14 protein-coding genes are annotated in these 17,260 nt (G+C 71.2%); 7 read left to right on the top strand and 7 right to left on the bottom strand.

Annotated features, from left to right (window positions below; all coding sequences use genetic code 11):
- Positions 1-50: 50 nt before the first annotated feature.
- Genes ACFQ6S_RS22700 through ACFQ6S_RS22720 form a run of 5 tightly spaced genes read left to right on the top strand, consistent with a single transcriptional unit; the run spans position 51 to position 5,713 of the window.
- A complete protein-coding gene (locus ACFQ6S_RS22700; RefSeq protein WP_383412566.1) occupies positions 51-1,247 on the top strand; it encodes a lipid II:glycine glycyltransferase FemX in 1,197 nt (398 codons plus the stop codon).
- Positions 1,244-2,887, top strand: coding sequence for a murein biosynthesis integral membrane protein MurJ (murJ, locus tag ACFQ6S_RS22705; RefSeq protein WP_383412569.1), 1,644 nt, complete (start codon positions 1,244-1,246; stop codon positions 2,885-2,887). The genes ACFQ6S_RS22700 and murJ overlap by 4 nt, the downstream gene beginning before the upstream one ends.
- 23 nt (positions 2,888-2,910) lie before the next feature.
- The gene (locus ACFQ6S_RS22710; protein ID WP_383412572.1) at positions 2,911-3,594 is read left to right on the top strand and encodes a response regulator; all 684 of its coding nucleotides are present in this window, start codon (positions 2,911-2,913) and stop codon (positions 3,592-3,594) included.
- Positions 3,495-5,066, top strand: a complete 1,572-nt coding sequence (locus ACFQ6S_RS22715) for an ATP-binding protein (RefSeq protein ID WP_383412575.1) — start codon at positions 3,495-3,497, stop codon at positions 5,064-5,066. The genes ACFQ6S_RS22710 and ACFQ6S_RS22715 overlap by 100 nt, the downstream gene beginning before the upstream one ends.
- The gene (locus ACFQ6S_RS22720) at positions 5,063-5,713 is read left to right on the top strand and encodes a hypothetical protein (protein WP_383412578.1); all 651 of its coding nucleotides are present in this window, start codon (positions 5,063-5,065) and stop codon (positions 5,711-5,713) included. The genes ACFQ6S_RS22715 and ACFQ6S_RS22720 overlap by 4 nt, the downstream gene beginning before the upstream one ends.
- 17 nt (positions 5,714-5,730) lie before the next feature.
- Here ACFQ6S_RS22720 and ACFQ6S_RS22725 read toward each other — a convergent pair whose 3' ends face one another.
- From ACFQ6S_RS22725 to ACFQ6S_RS22755, 7 genes are all read right to left on the bottom strand, one after another.
- Positions 5,731-9,702: a CHAT domain-containing protein gene (locus ACFQ6S_RS22725; RefSeq protein ID WP_383412580.1), complete on the bottom strand. Its 3,972-nt coding sequence runs from the start codon at positions 9,700-9,702 to the stop codon at positions 5,731-5,733.
- Positions 9,699-10,247 (bottom strand): hypothetical protein, encoded by a 549-nt coding sequence (locus ACFQ6S_RS22730; RefSeq protein WP_383412583.1) that lies wholly within the window; start codon positions 10,245-10,247, stop codon positions 9,699-9,701. Before ACFQ6S_RS22730 ends, ACFQ6S_RS22725 begins: the two co-directional genes overlap by 4 nt.
- Before the next feature lie 418 nt (positions 10,248-10,665).
- Positions 10,666-11,589: an AAA family ATPase gene (locus tag ACFQ6S_RS22735; protein ID WP_383412586.1), complete on the bottom strand. Its 924-nt coding sequence runs from the start codon at positions 11,587-11,589 to the stop codon at positions 10,666-10,668.
- Between the two features lie 8 nt (positions 11,590-11,597).
- Positions 11,598-12,869 (bottom strand): toll/interleukin-1 receptor domain-containing protein, encoded by a 1,272-nt coding sequence (locus ACFQ6S_RS22740; protein ID WP_383412589.1) that lies wholly within the window; start codon positions 12,867-12,869, stop codon positions 11,598-11,600.
- Between the two features lie 43 nt (positions 12,870-12,912).
- Positions 12,913-14,148, bottom strand: a complete 1,236-nt coding sequence (locus ACFQ6S_RS22745) for a hypothetical protein (protein WP_383412591.1) — start codon at positions 14,146-14,148, stop codon at positions 12,913-12,915.
- Positions 14,149-14,189: 41 nt separating this feature from the next.
- A complete protein-coding gene (locus tag ACFQ6S_RS22750; RefSeq protein WP_383412594.1) occupies positions 14,190-14,849 on the bottom strand; it encodes a response regulator transcription factor in 660 nt (219 codons plus the stop codon).
- A 1-nt stretch (position 14,850) separates the two neighbouring features.
- Positions 14,851-16,125 (bottom strand): sensor histidine kinase, encoded by a 1,275-nt coding sequence (locus tag ACFQ6S_RS22755; RefSeq protein ID WP_383412597.1) that lies wholly within the window; start codon positions 16,123-16,125, stop codon positions 14,851-14,853.
- Positions 16,126-16,297: 172 nt separating this feature from the next.
- Between ACFQ6S_RS22755 and ACFQ6S_RS22760 the strand changes: the two genes are divergently transcribed.
- Together ACFQ6S_RS22760 and ACFQ6S_RS22765 are read left to right on the top strand one after the other, a co-directional pair.
- The gene (locus ACFQ6S_RS22760; protein WP_383412600.1) at positions 16,298-16,543 is read left to right on the top strand and encodes a hypothetical protein; all 246 of its coding nucleotides are present in this window, start codon (positions 16,298-16,300) and stop codon (positions 16,541-16,543) included.
- Positions 16,540-17,259, top strand: a complete 720-nt coding sequence (locus tag ACFQ6S_RS22765) for an ABC transporter ATP-binding protein (RefSeq protein WP_383412602.1) — start codon at positions 16,540-16,542, stop codon at positions 17,257-17,259. Before ACFQ6S_RS22760 ends, ACFQ6S_RS22765 begins: the two co-directional genes overlap by 4 nt.
- Position 17,260: the final 1 nt, after the last annotated feature.

The following is a 17,260-nucleotide window of genomic DNA, read 5'->3' on the forward strand; positions in this document are numbered from 1 at the left end:
CCTCCTGTGTGTCCCCGCGACAGGCCCGGGGAGAAGGAGAGGTTCAGACCGTGTCAGCGCTGCTCGTGCCGCCCGGCCGCGTGCCCCAGGCACACAACCGGGGCTTTGCCCTGCGAACCATCACCGCGGAGACCTACCGGGCCTTCCTCGCGTCCCCCGACGGCGCGGCGCTCGGCGCCGGCTTCCTGCAACTCCCCTCCTGGGCCGAGGTCAAGGAGGGCTGGCGTGCCCAACTCCTCGGCTGGGGACCGGATCCCGAGGCGGGAGAACTGACTGGCGTGGCCCTGGTGCTGCTACGGCAGTTCCCCGGCACCCGCAAGTACTTCGCCTACCTCCCCGAAGGGCCCGTCGCCGACTGGAACGACCCCGACATCGACGGCTGGCTCGCTCCGCTCCTCGAACACCTGCGCCGCGCGGGCGCCTTCGCCGTACGCATAGGCCCGTCGCCCGCCTACCGGCGCTGGGACGCCGCCCGTCTCAAGCCGCTCACCGGCCCGGGCCGACGCCTGGGCGACGTGCTCGCCAGCGAGGTCGACCCGCTGGGCACCGCCGTCGCCGAGCGGCTGCGGGCCCGGGGCTGGCGCCGCTGCGGCGGTGACGGGACCGGAGCGGAGGGGGACGCCCAGCCCCGGCACGTCTTCCACGTACCGCTCGCCGAACGCACCACGAAGGACCTGTGGGCCGGGCTCAACCAGGAGTGGCGCCGCAATGTCCGCCGCGCCCAGAAGGAGGGCGTGGAGGTGGTGGTGGGCAGTGCCGCGGAACTCCCCGAGTTCTACCGGCTGCTCGGCATCACCGAGCGACGCGACGGTTTCCGGCTCGGCCGTTCGCTCGCCTACTACGAGCGTCAGTACGCGGCGCTCAACGCCGAGGAACCGGGCCGGATGAAGCTGTACCTCGCCCGGCACCGGGGAGAGATCCTGGCCGCCCACACGATGATCACGGTGGGCCGCCGGGCCTGGTACCAGACCGGCGCCTCGGCCGACCACCGCCGCGAGGTCCGGCCCTCCAACGCCCTGCAGTGGCGGATGCTGCAGGACGCCCACGCGCTCGGCGCCGATGTCTACGACATGCGCGGGGTACCCTCCACACTCGATCCAGACGAACGTGCGTACGGACTGCTGCGGTGGAAGCTCGGCACCGGGGGACAGGTCGTCGAGACGTTGGGGGAATGGGAGAGGCCCTTGGCCGGCAGCGCCAACCACACGCTTTACCGCGCCTTCCACGCGTACCTGAACCGCCGATGAAGCAGACGACGCCGACCGCCACGGGCCATACCAAAGCGACAAAGGCGGCCTCTCCGGCTTCCTCCGCCGCGCGCGGCAGCGCCGTGATGGCCGCCGGATCCATCGTCTCCCGGGCCACCGGATTCGCCCGCTCCGCCGTGGTCGCGGCGGCGCTGGGCACCATCGGGCCGGTCGCCGACGGCTACGCGGTCGGCAACGCCCTGCCCACCATCGTCTACATGCTGCTCCTCGGCGGCGCGATGAACGCCGTCTTCGTGCCCGAGCTGGTCAAGGCCGCCAAGGAGCACGACGACGGGGGCGCCGCGTACACCGACCGGCTCGTCACCGTGTGCGTCGTCGCCCTGCTGGCGATCACCGCGACCGCGGTGTGGGCGGCCCCCGCGATCATCGACGCGTACACCGACTACACCGGCGAACAGGCGGCCATGACGACCGCGTTCGCCCGCTACTGCCTGCCCCAGATCTTCTTCCTCGGACTGTTCACGCTGCTCGGGCAGATACTCAACGCGCGTGGCCGGTTCGGCGCGATGATGTGGGCGCCCGTCCTCAACAACCTCGTCGTCATGGCCGTGTTCGGCCTGTACCTGGCGATGGCCATGGGCGGCGGGGACACGCTCACCGCGACCGAGACCGCCGTGCTCGGCTGGGGCACGACCGCCGGTATCGCCGCCCAGGCCCTCGCCCTCGTCCCCGCGCTGCGCGCGGCCCGCTTCCGCTGGCGGCCCCGCTTCGACTGGCGCGGCAGCGGACTGACCCGCCCGCTGCGCGCGGCCGGCTGGCTGGTGCTGCTGGTGCTGGCCAACCAGGCCGCCTACTGGGTCACCACCCGCCTTGCGACCACCGCGGGCCTCGACGGCGGTCCCGGGTACGGCGCGTACAACAACGCCTATGCCCTGTGGGTCGTACCGCACGGCATCGTCACCGTCTCCGTGGTGACCGCGCTGATGCCCCGGATGAGCGCGGCCGCCGCCGACGGGGACACCGCCGCCGTGCGGCGCGACGTCTCCCACGCCCTGCGCGTCAGCGCCTGCGCCGTCGTACCCGCCGCCTGCGCGCTGTTCGCCCTCGCCCAGCCGGTGATGGCCCTCGTCTTCGGATACGGCAGGACCAGCGCCGCCGACACCACCGCCATGGCCGGGATCCTGATGGCCTTCGCGCCGGGACTCATCGCGCTGTCCGGCCAGTACGTCCTCTCCCGCGCCTTCTACGCGCTCTCCGACACCCGTACGCCCTTCCTGCTCAACCTGGTGATCGTCGCCCTGAACGCGGGACTGTCCGTGGCCGCCGCACACCTGCTGCCGGCCCGCTGGGCCGTGACCGGCATGGCGGCGGCGTACTCGCTGGCGCTGTGCGCGGGCTGGGCGGTGACCGCGCGGGTGCTGAGCCGCCGGCTCGCCGTCGCCCGCCCCCTGCGCTCGTCCGCCGTCGGCGCCCACGCGCGGCTGCTGCTCGCCGCCGTCCCCGCCACCGCGCTGGGTCACTTCGCGGCCTCGGGAACCGCACCGGCGGGAGCGGTGGTCTCCACGGTTGCCGGCGCGACCGCCGTCATTCTCACCTTCGCCCTGCTCGCCCGTCCGCTGCGGCTCACCGAACTCGACGCGCTGCTCTCCGGAGTACGCCGCAGAGTGACCCGGACCTGACCATCACCGAGGGAGAACCGCCGATGTCCCGCGTGCTCCTCATCGAGGACGACCCATCCGTACGCGAAGGGGTCGAACTCGGTCTGCGCCGCCGCGGCCACGAGGTACGGGCGGCCGCGACCGGCGAGGCCGGCCTCGCCGCCATGGCCGAGTTCCGCCCCGATCTGCTCCTGCTGGACCTGATGCTGCCCGGCATGAACGGCGTACAGGTCTGCCGGCAGGTCCGCGAGCGCAGTCAGCTGCCGATCATCATGCTCACCGCGCGCGGAGACGACTTCGACGTGGTCATCGGCCTGGAAGCCGGAGCCGACGACTACATCGTCAAACCCGCCCGCACCGAGGTGATCGAGGCCCGGATCCGTGCCGTACTGCGCCGCCTGGACGACGGCGGCCAGGGCCGCCAGGCCATCGAGGTCTACGGCGCACTCACCATCGACCGGGTCGGACTGACCGTCTCCAAGGCGGGGCGGCCGCTCGCGCTCGCCCCCTCGGAGCTCAAGCTCCTGCTGCACCTCTCCGCCGCCCCCGAGCAGGTGTTCAGCAGGCAGCAACTGCTGGAGCACGTCTGGGATCACAGCTACCACGCCGACGCCCGCCTGGTCGACGCATGCGTCGCACGTCTGCGCGGCAAGATCGAGGACGAGGTCGGCAGCCCCCGCTACGTCCAGACCCTGCGGGGCTTCGGCTACCGCTTCGGGCCGCTGTGAGCACCGGTCCCGAGCGGTCGCGGTTCAGGGCGTTCGGGCTGCGTACGCGGCTGTTGCTCGCCTTCCTGCTGGTCGCCGCGGTCAGTGCCGGCACCACGGCCGCGCTGACCTACCGTGAGGCCCGCAGTGCGGTGCTGCAGACCGCCCAGGACACGGCGGTCACGTCGTTCCGCGACCAGGTCCAGCAGACCGGCTTCGGGCTCCCGATGCAGGAAGGGGACGACCTCGACGCGGTCCTGCGAGACATCGCCCGCAAGGGCAAGCCGCACCCCTGGGTGGTGTTCGCCGAGTACGGTTCGGTCCGCGCCTCCTCGGGCGAGAACCCCGTCTCCACCGTCATCACCCCCGAACTGCGCCGCGCCGCACGGGCCGACCCCCACGGCAGCTTCGAGCGGGTCGTCAAGGACGGCGTCCCCTATCTGACCATCGCCATGCCCATGGTCTTCAAGGCCGGCCCGGACAGCCTGGTGCCCAGCGGGCTCGTCCTCTACGCCGTGATGCGGATGACCGACGAGCAGGTCAACGTCGACGCCCTCCTCATGGCCGGCCGCGACGGCGCCCTGCCCGGCCTCGCCGTCGCCCTGATACCCGGCCTGATCGCCGCGCGCAGCGTGCTGCGCCCGGTGCGGGAACTGCGCCAGGCCGCCCGGAGCATGGGCAGCGGCAGGCTCGACACCCGGATCCGGGTGCGCGGCAGCGACGAACTGGCCGACCTGGCGCGCACCTTCAACGAGTCGGCGGGCGAACTCGAGGCCTCCGTACGGGAACTGCGCGAGGCCGAGGCCCGTGCCCGCCGTTTCGCCTCCGACGTCTCGCACGAACTGCGCACCCCGCTCGCCGGAATGCTCGCCGTCACCGAGGTCCTCGACGAGGACGCGGATCATCTGGACGCCGACACCGCCCGGGCGGTCCGGCTGGTCAGCGCGGAGACCGGAAAGCTCGCCGTGCTCGTCGAGGACCTGATGGAGATCTCCCGCTTCGACGCCCGCGCGGCCGAGCTGAACGCCGACGAGGTCGACGTGGCCGAGGCCATCGGCAAAACCCTTCACAACCGGCACTGGACCGACGGCCGGGTCCGCACCGAACTCCCCGACGGCATCCGCGCCCGGCTCGACCCGCGCCGCTTCGACATCGTGATCGCCAACCTCGTGGGCAACGCCCTGCGGCACGGCAGCGCGCCCGTCACGGTCAGCCTGCGCACCGAGGCACGCTCCCCGGAAACTTCCGTGCTGATCACGGAGGTCATGGACACCGGCCCCGGCATCCGCCCCGAATCGCTCCCGCACATCTTCGACCGCTTCTACAAGGCCGACGCGGCCCGCACCCGCTCGGCGGGCAGCGGCCTGGGACTGGCGATCACCCTGGAGAACGTGAAGCTGCACGGCGGAACGATCCGCGCGGGGAACCGGCCCGAGGGCGGTGCCGTCTTCACCGTCGAGATACCGCTTCACGCGGAGGAGGCCGGGGGATGAGGCGTGCGCGGACGCGCGGACGCGCGGCGGCGGTCGCCTTCGCGGCCGTGCCCCTGCTCGCCGGCTGCGGCATTCAGGAGACCGACGTGATCGAGGCGGGCGGTCCTGCCAGCTTCCAGGCCTTCCTCAACCGCGACTTCGACATGCTGCTCTTCTTCCGTTCCCCCGACGGAGGGCTGACCCCCGTGATCAGGACGACCGAGCCCCCGGCAGAACTCCTCGACGGATACGCCGAATCGGGCTCGGGAGAGCAGAACCCCGGCGATACGGCAGGACCGGTGCCGACGGAGAAGGTCGTCCTGGCGCTGCTCGGCGGACCGGGAAAGGAAGACCGGGCCGCCGGCCTGACCACCGCCCTCCCCACCACCCGCCCCGGCGGGACCGTCAAGGTCGAGCGCACCTCGGACGGCAAGGTCACGACCCGCCTCCCTCTTGCCCTGGAGGGGCTGGACCGCACCGCTCTACGACAGCTGACCTGCACGATCGCCTACAGCCAGGACGCCGACGGCCAGGTCACCGTGGAGCTGAGGGGGCAGGACGGGGGCTTGAGGTCCGGCACGTGTGGACTTGCCCTCGGCGGCAACGGGGGCGCACCCTCGGCGACCGAGACCCGGGCCCGGACCACCTCGTCGGGCACGAGGAGCTGAGACGGCGTCCCGACTGCTCACGGGCCCAAGTGCACCACGCTGGCAGACGTGAGTGCCTGGAAGGGAGAAGCGGCAAGGGCCTCCTGAAGAGCCGTGTGCAGGGCGCGCGCAGAGTGCTCCGGGCGAATCCGTCCTTCGGGATCCACTAGCAACTCGTACACGTGAACCGCGATCCGCATGGCGGTTTCGTCCGTGACCCTGCCCAGCATCCCGATCACATGGCGGAAACCGGCGGCCTGGAAGGACGCGGCGATCGTCCACCCGCCGCTCTCGAAACCCCGGTCGTCGCCCGCTGTTTCGCAGGCGGAGAGATAGGCGAGTGCCCCGTCGGCCACGAGATTCTGCGGAAGATGCCGCCAGTCGAGCCCTTCCTCGGCGCCGAACGCGAACTGCAGTTGGGGCACTCCCCCATGGAGGCGCGCATGCCCGGTGAAGTGGAAGAAGGGGTGATCGGCGAGCCGCGAGGCGACATTCGCGACCGTGGCCTCCGTCCCACGAAGGACCTGGCCACCGGCAACGAGTCGCTGGATCTGTTCGGCTTCCCTGAGTCCGGCCGGGAGCGCGTCGTCCGCGAGTACCAGCAGCATCCCCTGCTCCGGTCCTTCGACCCGGTGTCTCTCGCGGTACCGCGCGGTCATGAGGGCCTGGAGACTCGGGGTGTAGGAGTGGACCGCGTAGTCAAGGGCCGTTCTGCGGGGCTGTCCGGCCACGTGGAGGGGAAGCATCGTGAACGGGCCGGTGGGACACCACCAGATCCGGGGAAGCGTGTCGGAGGGGACCGAGCTGAGCGGCCGGGGGCCCTGCTGCGCCCCGGACTTGGCCGTGGTGGGGCCGTACGGGGCGGGGCTGAACGTGGTGCGGCGGGTGAGCCCGAGAGCGGACAGGACCGGCCACACGGTGCTTTGCCCCAGCCAATCGAGTACACCCCAGGCCTCGTCGCCATCCGGTCTGAAACTCGTCACGTGGTACGCGCGCGCCCGGCTCGTCAGCTCGGCCAGGCTCAGGTCCGGCAGCGGCAGCGCTGATACCCCCTGGCGTGTCACGAGCAGCGCGTCGCAGCGGCGGGCGATCGCGCTGAGCACGACGACGGGACCTTCGCTCGCGGCCGCCACCATCCGGTCGGCGCGCACGGGGATGAGAAAGTCCTCGAAACCGGGAACGGCACGGACCGCTTCCACCAAGTGGTTCATCCGGGCCTGCACCAGGTCGCTGCGCCGGAAGACCGGGGTGTCGGTCTGTCCGGCGTTCAGGTGGAGAAACGTCCACAGCCAGCGGAGTTCCGCAGCGAGATCCGGTGCGACCCTGTTCAGCTGGTCCACCTCGGCATGAGAGTCCTTGGTCCATGCCGACAGAAGGACGCTCCGCTGCTCGAGGAACTCCAGCGCGCGCTCCGGTGCTCCCGCCTCGATCGCGTACGCCGCGGCTTCCCGGCTCCGCTCCTCCCAGGCCCTGATGATGGCTCCGCGTTCGCCCCCGGGCAGCAGCACGACAGGCGGGAGTTCCTTGGTGACGGTCTCGTAGCTCCGGATGACCTCGTCGTGCAGGTCCATCCGCATGGCCAGGCTTCCCCAGAGCAGTGCGGCCTGCAGCCGTTGCAGCGGCTGTGCGAACGGCTCATTGGCGATCAGCCGTGCGTCGCCCGCCGCGCGGCGGAGCGACTCGTCGGACGCGTTCGCCAGACGTGACACCAGCCCGGCTCTGGCCAGCAGAGCGGCCGCGAGCACGGCGTGCACGGACTGAGAAGTGGCGATGTCCTCCTCTACGGCATCCAGCTCGGCGAGTGCGCTGTCGAGGTCTGCCTGCGCACCGCCGATCGCATGGAGTTCGATCAGGGCGGACGCGTATCCGGTGGCCTGGGCCACACGTTGGGAGGGACTGAGGCGTGCCCGACTCGCTCCCGCCGCCCGGAAACCGGCTACGGCTCTGTGCAGGGACTCGGTGTCCCCGGCCGCCCGGTACTTCAGGAACAGGCACTCACCCTGCTGTACGAGCGCTGTGTGTCGGTAGGGGAGTTCGGCGTCGGCTCGGTCGTCGGAGAGGACCGGCAGGGAGACCTCGATGGCACGGTCGAGATCCATCAGGTCACCCGTCTGCCGGAACCTGTCGATCAGGCACCGGGTCAGACCGTTGCGCGCCGCTTTCTGCCAGACCGACGCCGTGGGCAGGAGTTTGCCCGCACCTTCTGCATGAGCCAGGGCCTCGTCGAGTTCTGCCAGATTGTGCGACAGGGTGAAGGACACCCGAAGCACTTCAGCGTGTGCGAGTCGCAGCCTGGACCGTCGGAGTCGGTCGCCCGGAGGACTGAGCGTGACGGCTGACCGCGAGTGTGCCCGGGCTTCTTCGAGGGCCTCCCGTGAGCCGTCCGCCCAGAACCGGGCCAGGCTCACCGCGGCGATGGTGGCCGCTCGCTCGGACTGGTCGGCTCTGGATTCCTCGGGCGTAGAGCCGAGACGGGCCAGCTCCTCGGCACGAGCGAGATCGTCGGGATTCCCGGTCGTCCCGAACCGGGCGACGAGAATCCGCGCCAGCGGCAGCGCGGAGGCTTCCAGGCCGTCAGCCGTCCTGAGCGCTTCGTCGGCGAGCGCCACAGCGTGCCGAAGGATCTCCTCGCGTTGTTCGATCTCGTGGAGAACCGCGTACGTGCGCAGCAGCTCGGTGACGAGCGGCACGGTGTCGACCCCGCTTGCCGACAGCCGGTCCAACGACCTTTCAAGGGTGTCCACGGAGCCGTCCAGTTGAGCGAGGTCCCCTGTGTGGGAGAAGACCTCGCGGAGGGCGGCGCCGAGCACGGACCTGACGCGTACGGCTGTGTAGGGGTTCACGACGTCGGCCATGCTCTGGCTGATGCCGACAGCCAGTTCAAGTGGTCGCCGGGTGCCGTGGCGGAAGCCCTGGAGGTATGCCGCTTCCGCGGCCTCGCAACCGAGTTCGGGGTAGAGGGCCAGGTCGTAGTCGGCCGCCAGGACACGCTCCGCCAGATCGAGTGCCTCGCGCAGGGCTCCGAGGTCGTCCTCCCGCCGGAACCGGACGAGTAGGTCTCGTATCGCCTTGGTCAGCCGCGGCACCAACTCGGGCTGCGACTCGGGCCCGAGCAGGTCCCTCAGCACCACGTACTCGGAAACCTCGGTTCGTGGCGACGGCGGGGCCGGCCGGTCGAGCTCGTAGACGTGACCCGCGCCGGTGCGAAGGCTGATCTGCCCGAACCCCACCTCGACGTGGACGACGGCGCTCGCGTCGACCTGTACCGTCCGGGTGGCGGAATCCGTGACGACCTCGACCACACGCGGGTGGGTGTCGGGGACGAGAATCGCCGCCGCGGATGTCCCTCGTACGTCCCCCAGCAGCAACGCGGGTCCTTCGCGCTGGACGCCGAGCCGGGCCTCACCGACGGCCGTGGCGATGGACGAGATGGTGGCGAGCGTGAGTTCCGGCGCCGTACCCGGGTCGAGGGATGGCACGTGGGGGCGGGTCGCGTTGGCGAGACTCCACGCGGTGGTGGTGGAACGGGCCTCGACGGGCAACCTCTTCCATGCCTCTGCGAACCAGCCCGCCAGGCCGGAGCGGTTCTGCCGTACGAGGGCGTGCAGGGCCCGGTTGAGGTGCTGGGCCGCGGCCTCGGTATCGCCGGTCAAGGTGTCCCAGGTGACCCGTTCCTCCAGGAGCAGCGCCGGTGACAGACCGCTGTGCACCTCGGTGACGACCTCGATGATCTCCCGCAGACGCGGGTCGGTCTCCATCATCTGTACCAAGCCGGCGCGCAGGTAGGGCAGGCATTCCGGGAGGAGCGCGATGGCCTCGGGGGTACGGGCGCCCACCCAGTCGCAGAACCACAGGTCGGCTTCGGCACCGACGTCGAGGTGCGGCAGGAGCCGGAGCCGGACCGCGCGGATCAGTTCGGGTTCGATACGGGTGGCGATGCTGAGGACCGTGGCCAGCTCCAGCGCTCCTGCCGTGGGTGGAGGTGGCAGCTCCTGCGGCGGCGCGGTCACGACACCCTCACCCTGGCTCGGCCCGCGGTGGTGGTGCGGTCCCAGCTGACCAGCGGCAGCAGCCTCGTCATCCATCCGGGCCAGCGGTCGGGCGGGTACGGCGAGAGCGCGACGATGCTGCAGCCGGCCCGAGTGACGAGTCCTACGAACTCCTCCCAGTCGGCCGGGGCGGCGCGTTGGAGGTCGTCAGCAGGGCCACCGAGCCCGAGATCCGAGAGCAGCAGAATGCGCCTGCCGAGCTCGGGAGGTGTGTACGCGGTGCGCGTCCACCGTGCGCCGGGCCCGGTTCCGCGCTGAGGGAGATCGGAGAAGTAGCCCACCTCCACCAGACCGGCTCCGACCACTGTACGGATCTGGCCGATGAGTTGGTCCTGATCCCGGCGGAACGGCTGCATACCGGCACTTCGGTCGACCAGCACTTGGATGCCGTACCGCAGAGTGGGCACGCGTCGGCGCGGCAGCCGTGCCACGGGACGGCCGTGGGCGAGCGTGTCGATCAGCGCCGGAATGTCCACGGGGCCTTCGCACACCTGACGAGAGAGCATGGCGCGGAGAATGGCGCTGGTCCAGCGCGGAACGAGAAGGGGCAGATGCGGGAGCGGAACACGCTCGTGTGTCGGCCTGGCGAGAGGCTCCATCGGTTCACGTAGCGCGCTTGTACCCTCGAGGCTCGTCGGACGGAGCAACGGCAACTCCGCGGCCACGTCGGCGACTTCGTCTCGGTTCCCGGCGTCGGGTGTTGGCGGTGGCTCGGCGCGGGGCTTCGCGTCGGGCGCCTCGCGGGGAGCCTCGGCCGAGGGGCCCGGCACGAGAGGGCGTACCTGGGGCGGCTCGAGATCCGAAATGCCGGACACGGCGCCGGCAAGTCCCAGCATCTCCAGGACCTGAACCTGCTCGCTCTCGGTCCGTGCCACTTCCAGGGCCCGGACGACATCGGCTATCCAGATCTGCGGGCGCATCCCGTCACCGCTCCCACTGCCGGGACTTGGTCAGAGTCAGGCTGCGGACGAGGGGCCACTGGGGATGGGCCGGACTGAGGCCCAGTGTGCGGCATGCGCGCAGGGCGTCCAGGTACTCGGCGGTGCTGGGCCGCCGCTCGCGCCGGACTTCCTCGTCCGCCCGTAGCTTCACGAGCTCATCGGCGAGCGCACCGGCGAGGTCCAGTGTCGGTGGGTCCAGGGCCACACCCTCCTCTCGCAGATGCAGCTCCGCGATCCTCATCAGGCTCTCGCGGGTCGGGCCGGGCAGGGTGAAGGTGACACAGCGCCGCAGGAACGCCTGCGGGAGTTCGCGCTCCCCGTTGGTGGTGATGACGATCAAAGGCGTGCCTGCGCCGGGCTCGCGGCGGACGGGGATCCCGGTCTCGGCGACGGTGAACTCCTGCGAACCCAGGGGTACAAGAAGGCTGTTGGGCACGTCCGGGTCGGCCTTGTCGATCTCGTCGATGAGAACGACGGCGCCTTTCGTCAGGTGCTGCCGGTAGAACCGGTCGAGCGGGTCGTGCCGGTGGCGCGGCTTGAGGAGACCGCCGCGGGTGTGGGCCGATTCAGGGGCGAGCGACCACCACAGGACGCCGGGCTCGATGTAGTCGCCGTCGTTCAGCATGCCGCGGTGCGCTTGTGCGTCTGCCAGCCTGCGCACGCTGTCGAACGTCCACAGCAGGTCGGTGGCCTGGGTCCGGGACGTGACCACGTGCTCGTAGTACCGCATGCCGTTGTCGCGGGCGTAGAACGGGGCCAGGGAGGACTTGCCGGATCCCGGGTCCCCGCTCAGCAGCAGGGGCCGGTCGGTGGCCAGCGCCACATCGATGGCCAGTCTGAGGCCCTCCGGCATGTCGTAGACCCGGCCGTCCCTGGAGTCGGGACCGTACGAGACGAGATCGGTCACGAGGACTCCTATGAGTACGTACCGGCGAGTTGTTCGTGCAGTTTGCTGAGGCGCTTGTTGCGGAGTTTCGCCGTCTGCTCGTCCTGTGCGGTGAGCAGGGGCCGCAGCAGCACCGCGTTCTCGAAGGCGGTCCGAACCTGTTCGTCCGGCTCCGGCGTGCCGGTCGTCACGAGGACGATCAGCCAGGAGAACACTCCGTGCAGCAACTTGACGGCCTGCGCGAACTCCGCGTCGGGCACGCATAGTTCGTTGATGATGAGGTAGTGGGTCCGCGTATCGACATCGTGGGGCAGCACCCGGTCCTCCTCGGCGTCGGCTTCGAAGAACTCTTGCCACACCGCGTTCTCCCACGTGCGGAACCGCTCCCCGACCCGATCCTCGCCCGTGGGCAGACTCCCGACCGACCTCATCTCGAAGCCTTGGGTGGCGGCGCAGGTGGCCCGCCGTATGTACTGTTCGGCCGTGCCGGTGGCGCGGGCGTTGAGCAGGACCGTCATGCCGCGGGGTCGTCCGTCCGGTTCGGGAAGCACGCCGCGGGCGGCTTCCTCATCGACCCAGGTGGGCGCCAGCGCTGCAGTCAGCCGGCGGAGGGTGTCGTCCGGCAGCGATGGGGCGAGGGCGTCGACAGCCGCCTCCATCCGCTCGGGAGGCGCCACCAGGAACTGGTGAGCCAGGAACAGACAGCCGCCGTGCTGAGCGGTGACATCAGCCACGTACTCGTTCTCGGACTTGAGCGCTCTGGCAGCGTCGACCAGCAGGCTGGACCGCTGCCGGGCCTCGGAGAGATAGAGGCCCAGCCGTCGGTGCCAGGTACTCATCGGATCGTCGCCCGTGACCGCCTCGGGAAGCTCGGCGAACCGCTCCAGCACCTGGCCGGAGAGGCTCTCGGCATCCTGCTGTTCGCCGCGCGCGGTCCGGGCGAACTGGATCGGCCCGAGCTCCTCCAGCCCGGCGATCTTGACGGCCTTGCTGGTGAGCCCGTCCAGCAGGACGGGCACCACCAGCAGAGGTGCGCCGAGCGCCCTGCGCCACAAGAGGATGTTGACCTCGCGCCGTACCCAGGTGGACTTCAGCGCCTTCTCGTTGAGCAGAACGACCGCCGCGTCGCAGCGTGCGAGCCAGTGGACGATCTTGGGGCGCCACTCGTCGCCGGGCGGGATGTCCGACTGATCCACCCGCGGGGTGTGGTTCTTCTTCCTGAGGCGGTCCTCGATCCTCTGCAGGACAGCCGTGGCGAACGCGTCGCCCCGAGCGCTATGACTGATGAACACATCCCCCACGACGCCGATTGTGATCCATCATCAGGGGCCATGGAGGAAACTCTCACAAACCCGCATCGAACTCCGGCTTGGCGACGATGATCCGCCATCTGCGGAGCTCCTCCGTGAGCGTCGACTCGGCCCGGACGACCAAGGCGCGGAACGAGACGGCGACTTCGGGGCCGACGGGCTCGACGAGAAGTTTGCGGAGCGTGCTCTCGTGCCCCAGCAGTTCCTGGCGGGTCTCCCGGTAGGAAGCGGCCAACCGCTGTGCGGCGAGCAGGTTCTGCACGGCCAGCACTGTGTTGCACACGGGCGGAAGGCCCGCGGCGAGCAGGGCGATGACCGAGGCAGCCACCGAGGGCTCGTCCCCGTCCCGGCTCGACAGGAGGAGCGCGGCGTACGCGAGCGCGATGACGACGGCTGCCAGGACCGCGCCCTTGGCGACTCTGCCGAGGACGCTCTCCGTACGTCCGCACTTCTCGGCGGCCAGCTCGAAGAACAGGCCCTGGCGCCTGATCCGGTAGTCGAGGTAGGTGCTCATCCGATCGGCGGTGTCAGTGCCGGCCTCACCCGGTCGACGCCAGACCTCGTCCTGCCAGTGGCTCTCCGAGCCGTCCGTGTCCCGGTCGGCGAGGCGGGCGAATGCGTCGAGCTCGGCCGGACCGGCACCGGCGAGCAGGCTCAGCCGCGCGTCGCGCACCCGCTCCACCTCCTCGTCGGCCCGGCCCAGATAGGGGCCGACTGCCGCCAGGACGAGGAACATCTCACGGCGGAAGAGCTCGGCTCTGACCCGGCTGGTGACCCAGGGACGGGACGGTTCCTGCTCGGTCCAGACCGTCCAGACCATGGAAACGAGGAGAAGGCACTCGGCGAGGACGAATCCCAGGCCCAGGTCACTGCCGTGGTCGAGGAACACGGTCTGGACGGTCAGGAACATCACGGCCAGTGCGGGCAGCACGGCGAGCCGGATGCCGGTCGCCCGGAACCGCCCCTGGTGGTCCACCGCGCTGTCACTCGCTGGGCGGGGCACGATATTCGGGTAGTCGATCGGCCTGCGTACGTCGGGTGCAGGGGCCCATGCCGCGCGCCGCGGACGGCTCGCCCGGCGACGGCGACGATGCGCCCACTCCCGGCCGAGCAGATACCCGCTGTCCAGGAGCACCAGGAGCCACAGCGCTCCGAACACCGGCAGCGCGACGACCAACACCGGCACCCGGGTCAGCAGAGCTGCCGCCGTCCAAGCCGCCAGGACGGCGGAGCCGCCGGCAACAATCGCAATCCGTCTGACAGTCCGCATGCTCCCCCTGCCTATGATCCCCGTGCCGCGGCCCCCCGTCCTCACCCCAGCCGCCGAAGATCCTCCAGATACCGCAGAACCGCCGCCACCCGTCGGTCCACCCGGTCCGTCGGGGACAGGTCGAGCTTGGCGAAGATGCTGCGGATGTGTTTGTGGACGGCGCCCTCGGTGACGACGAGGCGTTCGGCGATCGCCGTGTTGCCGAGGCCCTCGGCCATCAGGGCGAGTACGTCCCGTTCGCGGGGGCTGAGCCGGTCGAGACGGGTGTCCTGGCGGGAGCGGGTGAACAGCTGCGCGACGACCTCGGGGTCGATGGCGGTGCCCCCGGCCGCCACCCGGTGCAGGGCGTCGAGGAACTCCTCCACCCGGCCGACACGCTCCTTGAGCAGATAGCCGAGTCCGCCCACACCGCCGCCGAGCAGTTCGGTGGCGAAGCTCTGCTCGACGTACGCGGACAGCACGAGGACGGCCAGGTCGGGCCGCCGGCGCCGGGCCTCGACCGCCGCGACGATGCCCTCGTCGGTGTGGGTGGGCGGCATCCGTACGTCGAGGATGGCCACGTCCGGCTTGTGCTCGGCGATGGCGGTGAGTGTCTCGTCGGGGGTGCCCGCGGTGGCCACCACGTCGAGCCCCTCGGCGCGCAGCAGCAGGGCGAGCCCCTCGCGCAGCAACGGGTCGTCCTCGGCGATCACGATCCGCATGTCACGCTCCACAGGGAAGATCCACCTTCAGGGTCGTCGGGCCGCCGGGCGGGCTCGCCAGGGAGAGAGTGCCGTCGTGGGCCGCGATACGGCGGCGGATGCCGGTGAGTCCGGAGCCCGCGTCCTCGTCCGCGCCGCCCCGGCCGTCGTCCTCGACGCACAGGACGAGCCGGCCGCCACGGCTGCGGGCCGCGACGGTGGCGTGTGCGGCGCCGCTGTGCTTGGCGATATTGGTCAGGGCCTCGGCGACCACGAAGTAGGCGGTGGCCTCGACGGACGCGGCACAGCGTTCGGGTACGTCGACGTCGATCCGGCAGGGCACCGCGCACTGGGCCGCCAGCCCCGAGAGCGCACCGGCCAGCCCGCGGTCGTCCAGGACCGGGGGCAGGATGCTGCGGGAGACCGTACGCAGCTCCGCGAGGGCCTGTTCGGCGGCGGACTGGGCGCGTTCGAGGAGTTCGTCGGCGCCGGCCGGGTCGCGGGCCACCATGCGGCGGGCCGCGCCCAGCAGGACGGTGACGCCGACGATGCGGTTCTGCGTGCCGTCGTGCAAGGACCGCTCGATCCGGCGCAGTTCGACCGCGTGGGCGTCCAGCGCCGCGGCGCGCGTGGCCGTCAACTCCGCGACGCGCAGGGAGAGGTCGACGTCGGGACCGGCGGCGAGGAACCGCCGTCCGGGCCGGGCCTGCAGACGCGCCATGCCGGGACCGAGCCCGAGGACGATGAGAACCCAGCCCAGGCCCAGCAGTGCCACGGCGAGGGCGTCCGGCCAGGAGTGCGCGTTGCCGTACCCCACGGACGTGGCGGTGACGTCCTCGGGCATGAACTTCCAGTACAGCGGAAAGGCGCTGTCCCGCACGGCGGAGATCGGCAGGATGATGCCGAGCAGCCCCAGCAGGAACCCCAGGGTGGCGTGCCGGACCAGCCAGTGCAGTTCCTGCCGGGTGGCGGGGTCGGTGAGGGCCGGCCGCAGCCGCGTCGGCGGGGGCTCCGGCGCGACGACCTCGGGACCCCAGCGGCCGAGCCGTTCGCGTTCCCGGCCGGCCAGGGCGTGCAGCGCGCGCAGCAGCGCGGGTGCCATGAGCAGTCCCACGCCGACCGGACTCGTCACGGCGGTGACGGCCAGCCAGAGCAGCAGAAGCAGGGCCAGGAAGGCGGTGCCGAGGCCGGAGGCGAGCTGCGCGATCGCGGCACCCGCGGCGCTCAGGCTCCGTACGACGGTGTCCTTGAGCCCCGCACTCCGGTCGCCGGCCGCGGCGTTCCGCGATACGGCCATGCGTCCTCCCTTCGTCGCGAAGGACCTTATGGCGCGGACCCGTTCACCGTCAGCCCGGGGGCGAAGGAGTACAGCCTGCTGTACCTCGAACCGGGCGGACTGCGGGATCGGCCGGGCGGGGTCGCGGTCCATAGCGTCGGTGACGACGGCCGACCCCGAGAGGAAGCCCCCCATGCCGAACACCGACCCCTACCGCCTGACCAGCGCGGACACCACGCCCGGCACATCGTCGACGCCCGCCCTCACCCGCGGGGACGTCGCCCGCAGCCTGCTGTGGATGCTGGTGGTGATCAGCGCGGTCGCCAACATGGCGGCCTCGCTCGGCGGCGCGCACACCTGGGTGAACCTGGCCTGCGGTGCGGTCACCGTGCTCTGCGGCGGCACCCTCGTCGTGCGCAACCTGCGGGGCCGTCGATGAGCCCCGCCATCGCCCTGGCGAAGGTCAGCAAGGAGTACGCGGGCGGCGTACGCGCCCTCGACGAGGTGTCGCTGACCGTGGAACGCGGCACGTTCCTCGCCGTGATGGGCCCCTCCGGCTCCGGCAAGAGCACGCTGATGCACTGCGCCGCTGGACTGGACTCCCCGACCTCGGGCAGCGTCCGCATCGACGACCACGAGATCGCCGGCCTGAACGAGACCCGCCGCACCGAACTGCGCCGGGAGCGCGTCGGGTTCGTGTTCCAGGCGTACAACCTGATCCCCTCGCTCAGCATCGAGGACAACATCACCCTGCCGCTGCGCCTGGCGGGCCGCACCCCGGACCGCGACTGGCTGCGGACCCTGGTGGAGCGGGTCGGGCTGGCCGACCGGCTCACCCACCGCCCGGCCGAGCTCTCCGGCGGGCAGCAGCAACGGGCCGCCGTGGTCCGGGCGTTGGTGGCCAAGCCGGCCGTGGTGTTCGCCGACGAGCCGACCGGCGCGCTCGACCTGCGCAGCGCCCACGAGGTCCTCGACCTGCTGCGGGACCTGGTGAACGACCTGCGCCAGACCGTCGTGATGGTCACCCACGACCCGGCCGCCGCGGCCCGCGCGCACCACGTGCTGGTGATGGCCGACGGCCGGGTGGTCGAGGCCCTCGAAGCGCCGACCGCCCCCGAACTGGCCCGCCGTCTGGTCGCGTTGGGAGAGATCTGAG

This window comes from Streptomyces sp. NPDC056479 (assembly GCF_042795335.1).
Classification (GTDB): Bacteria; Actinomycetota; Actinomycetes; order Streptomycetales; family Streptomycetaceae; genus Streptomyces.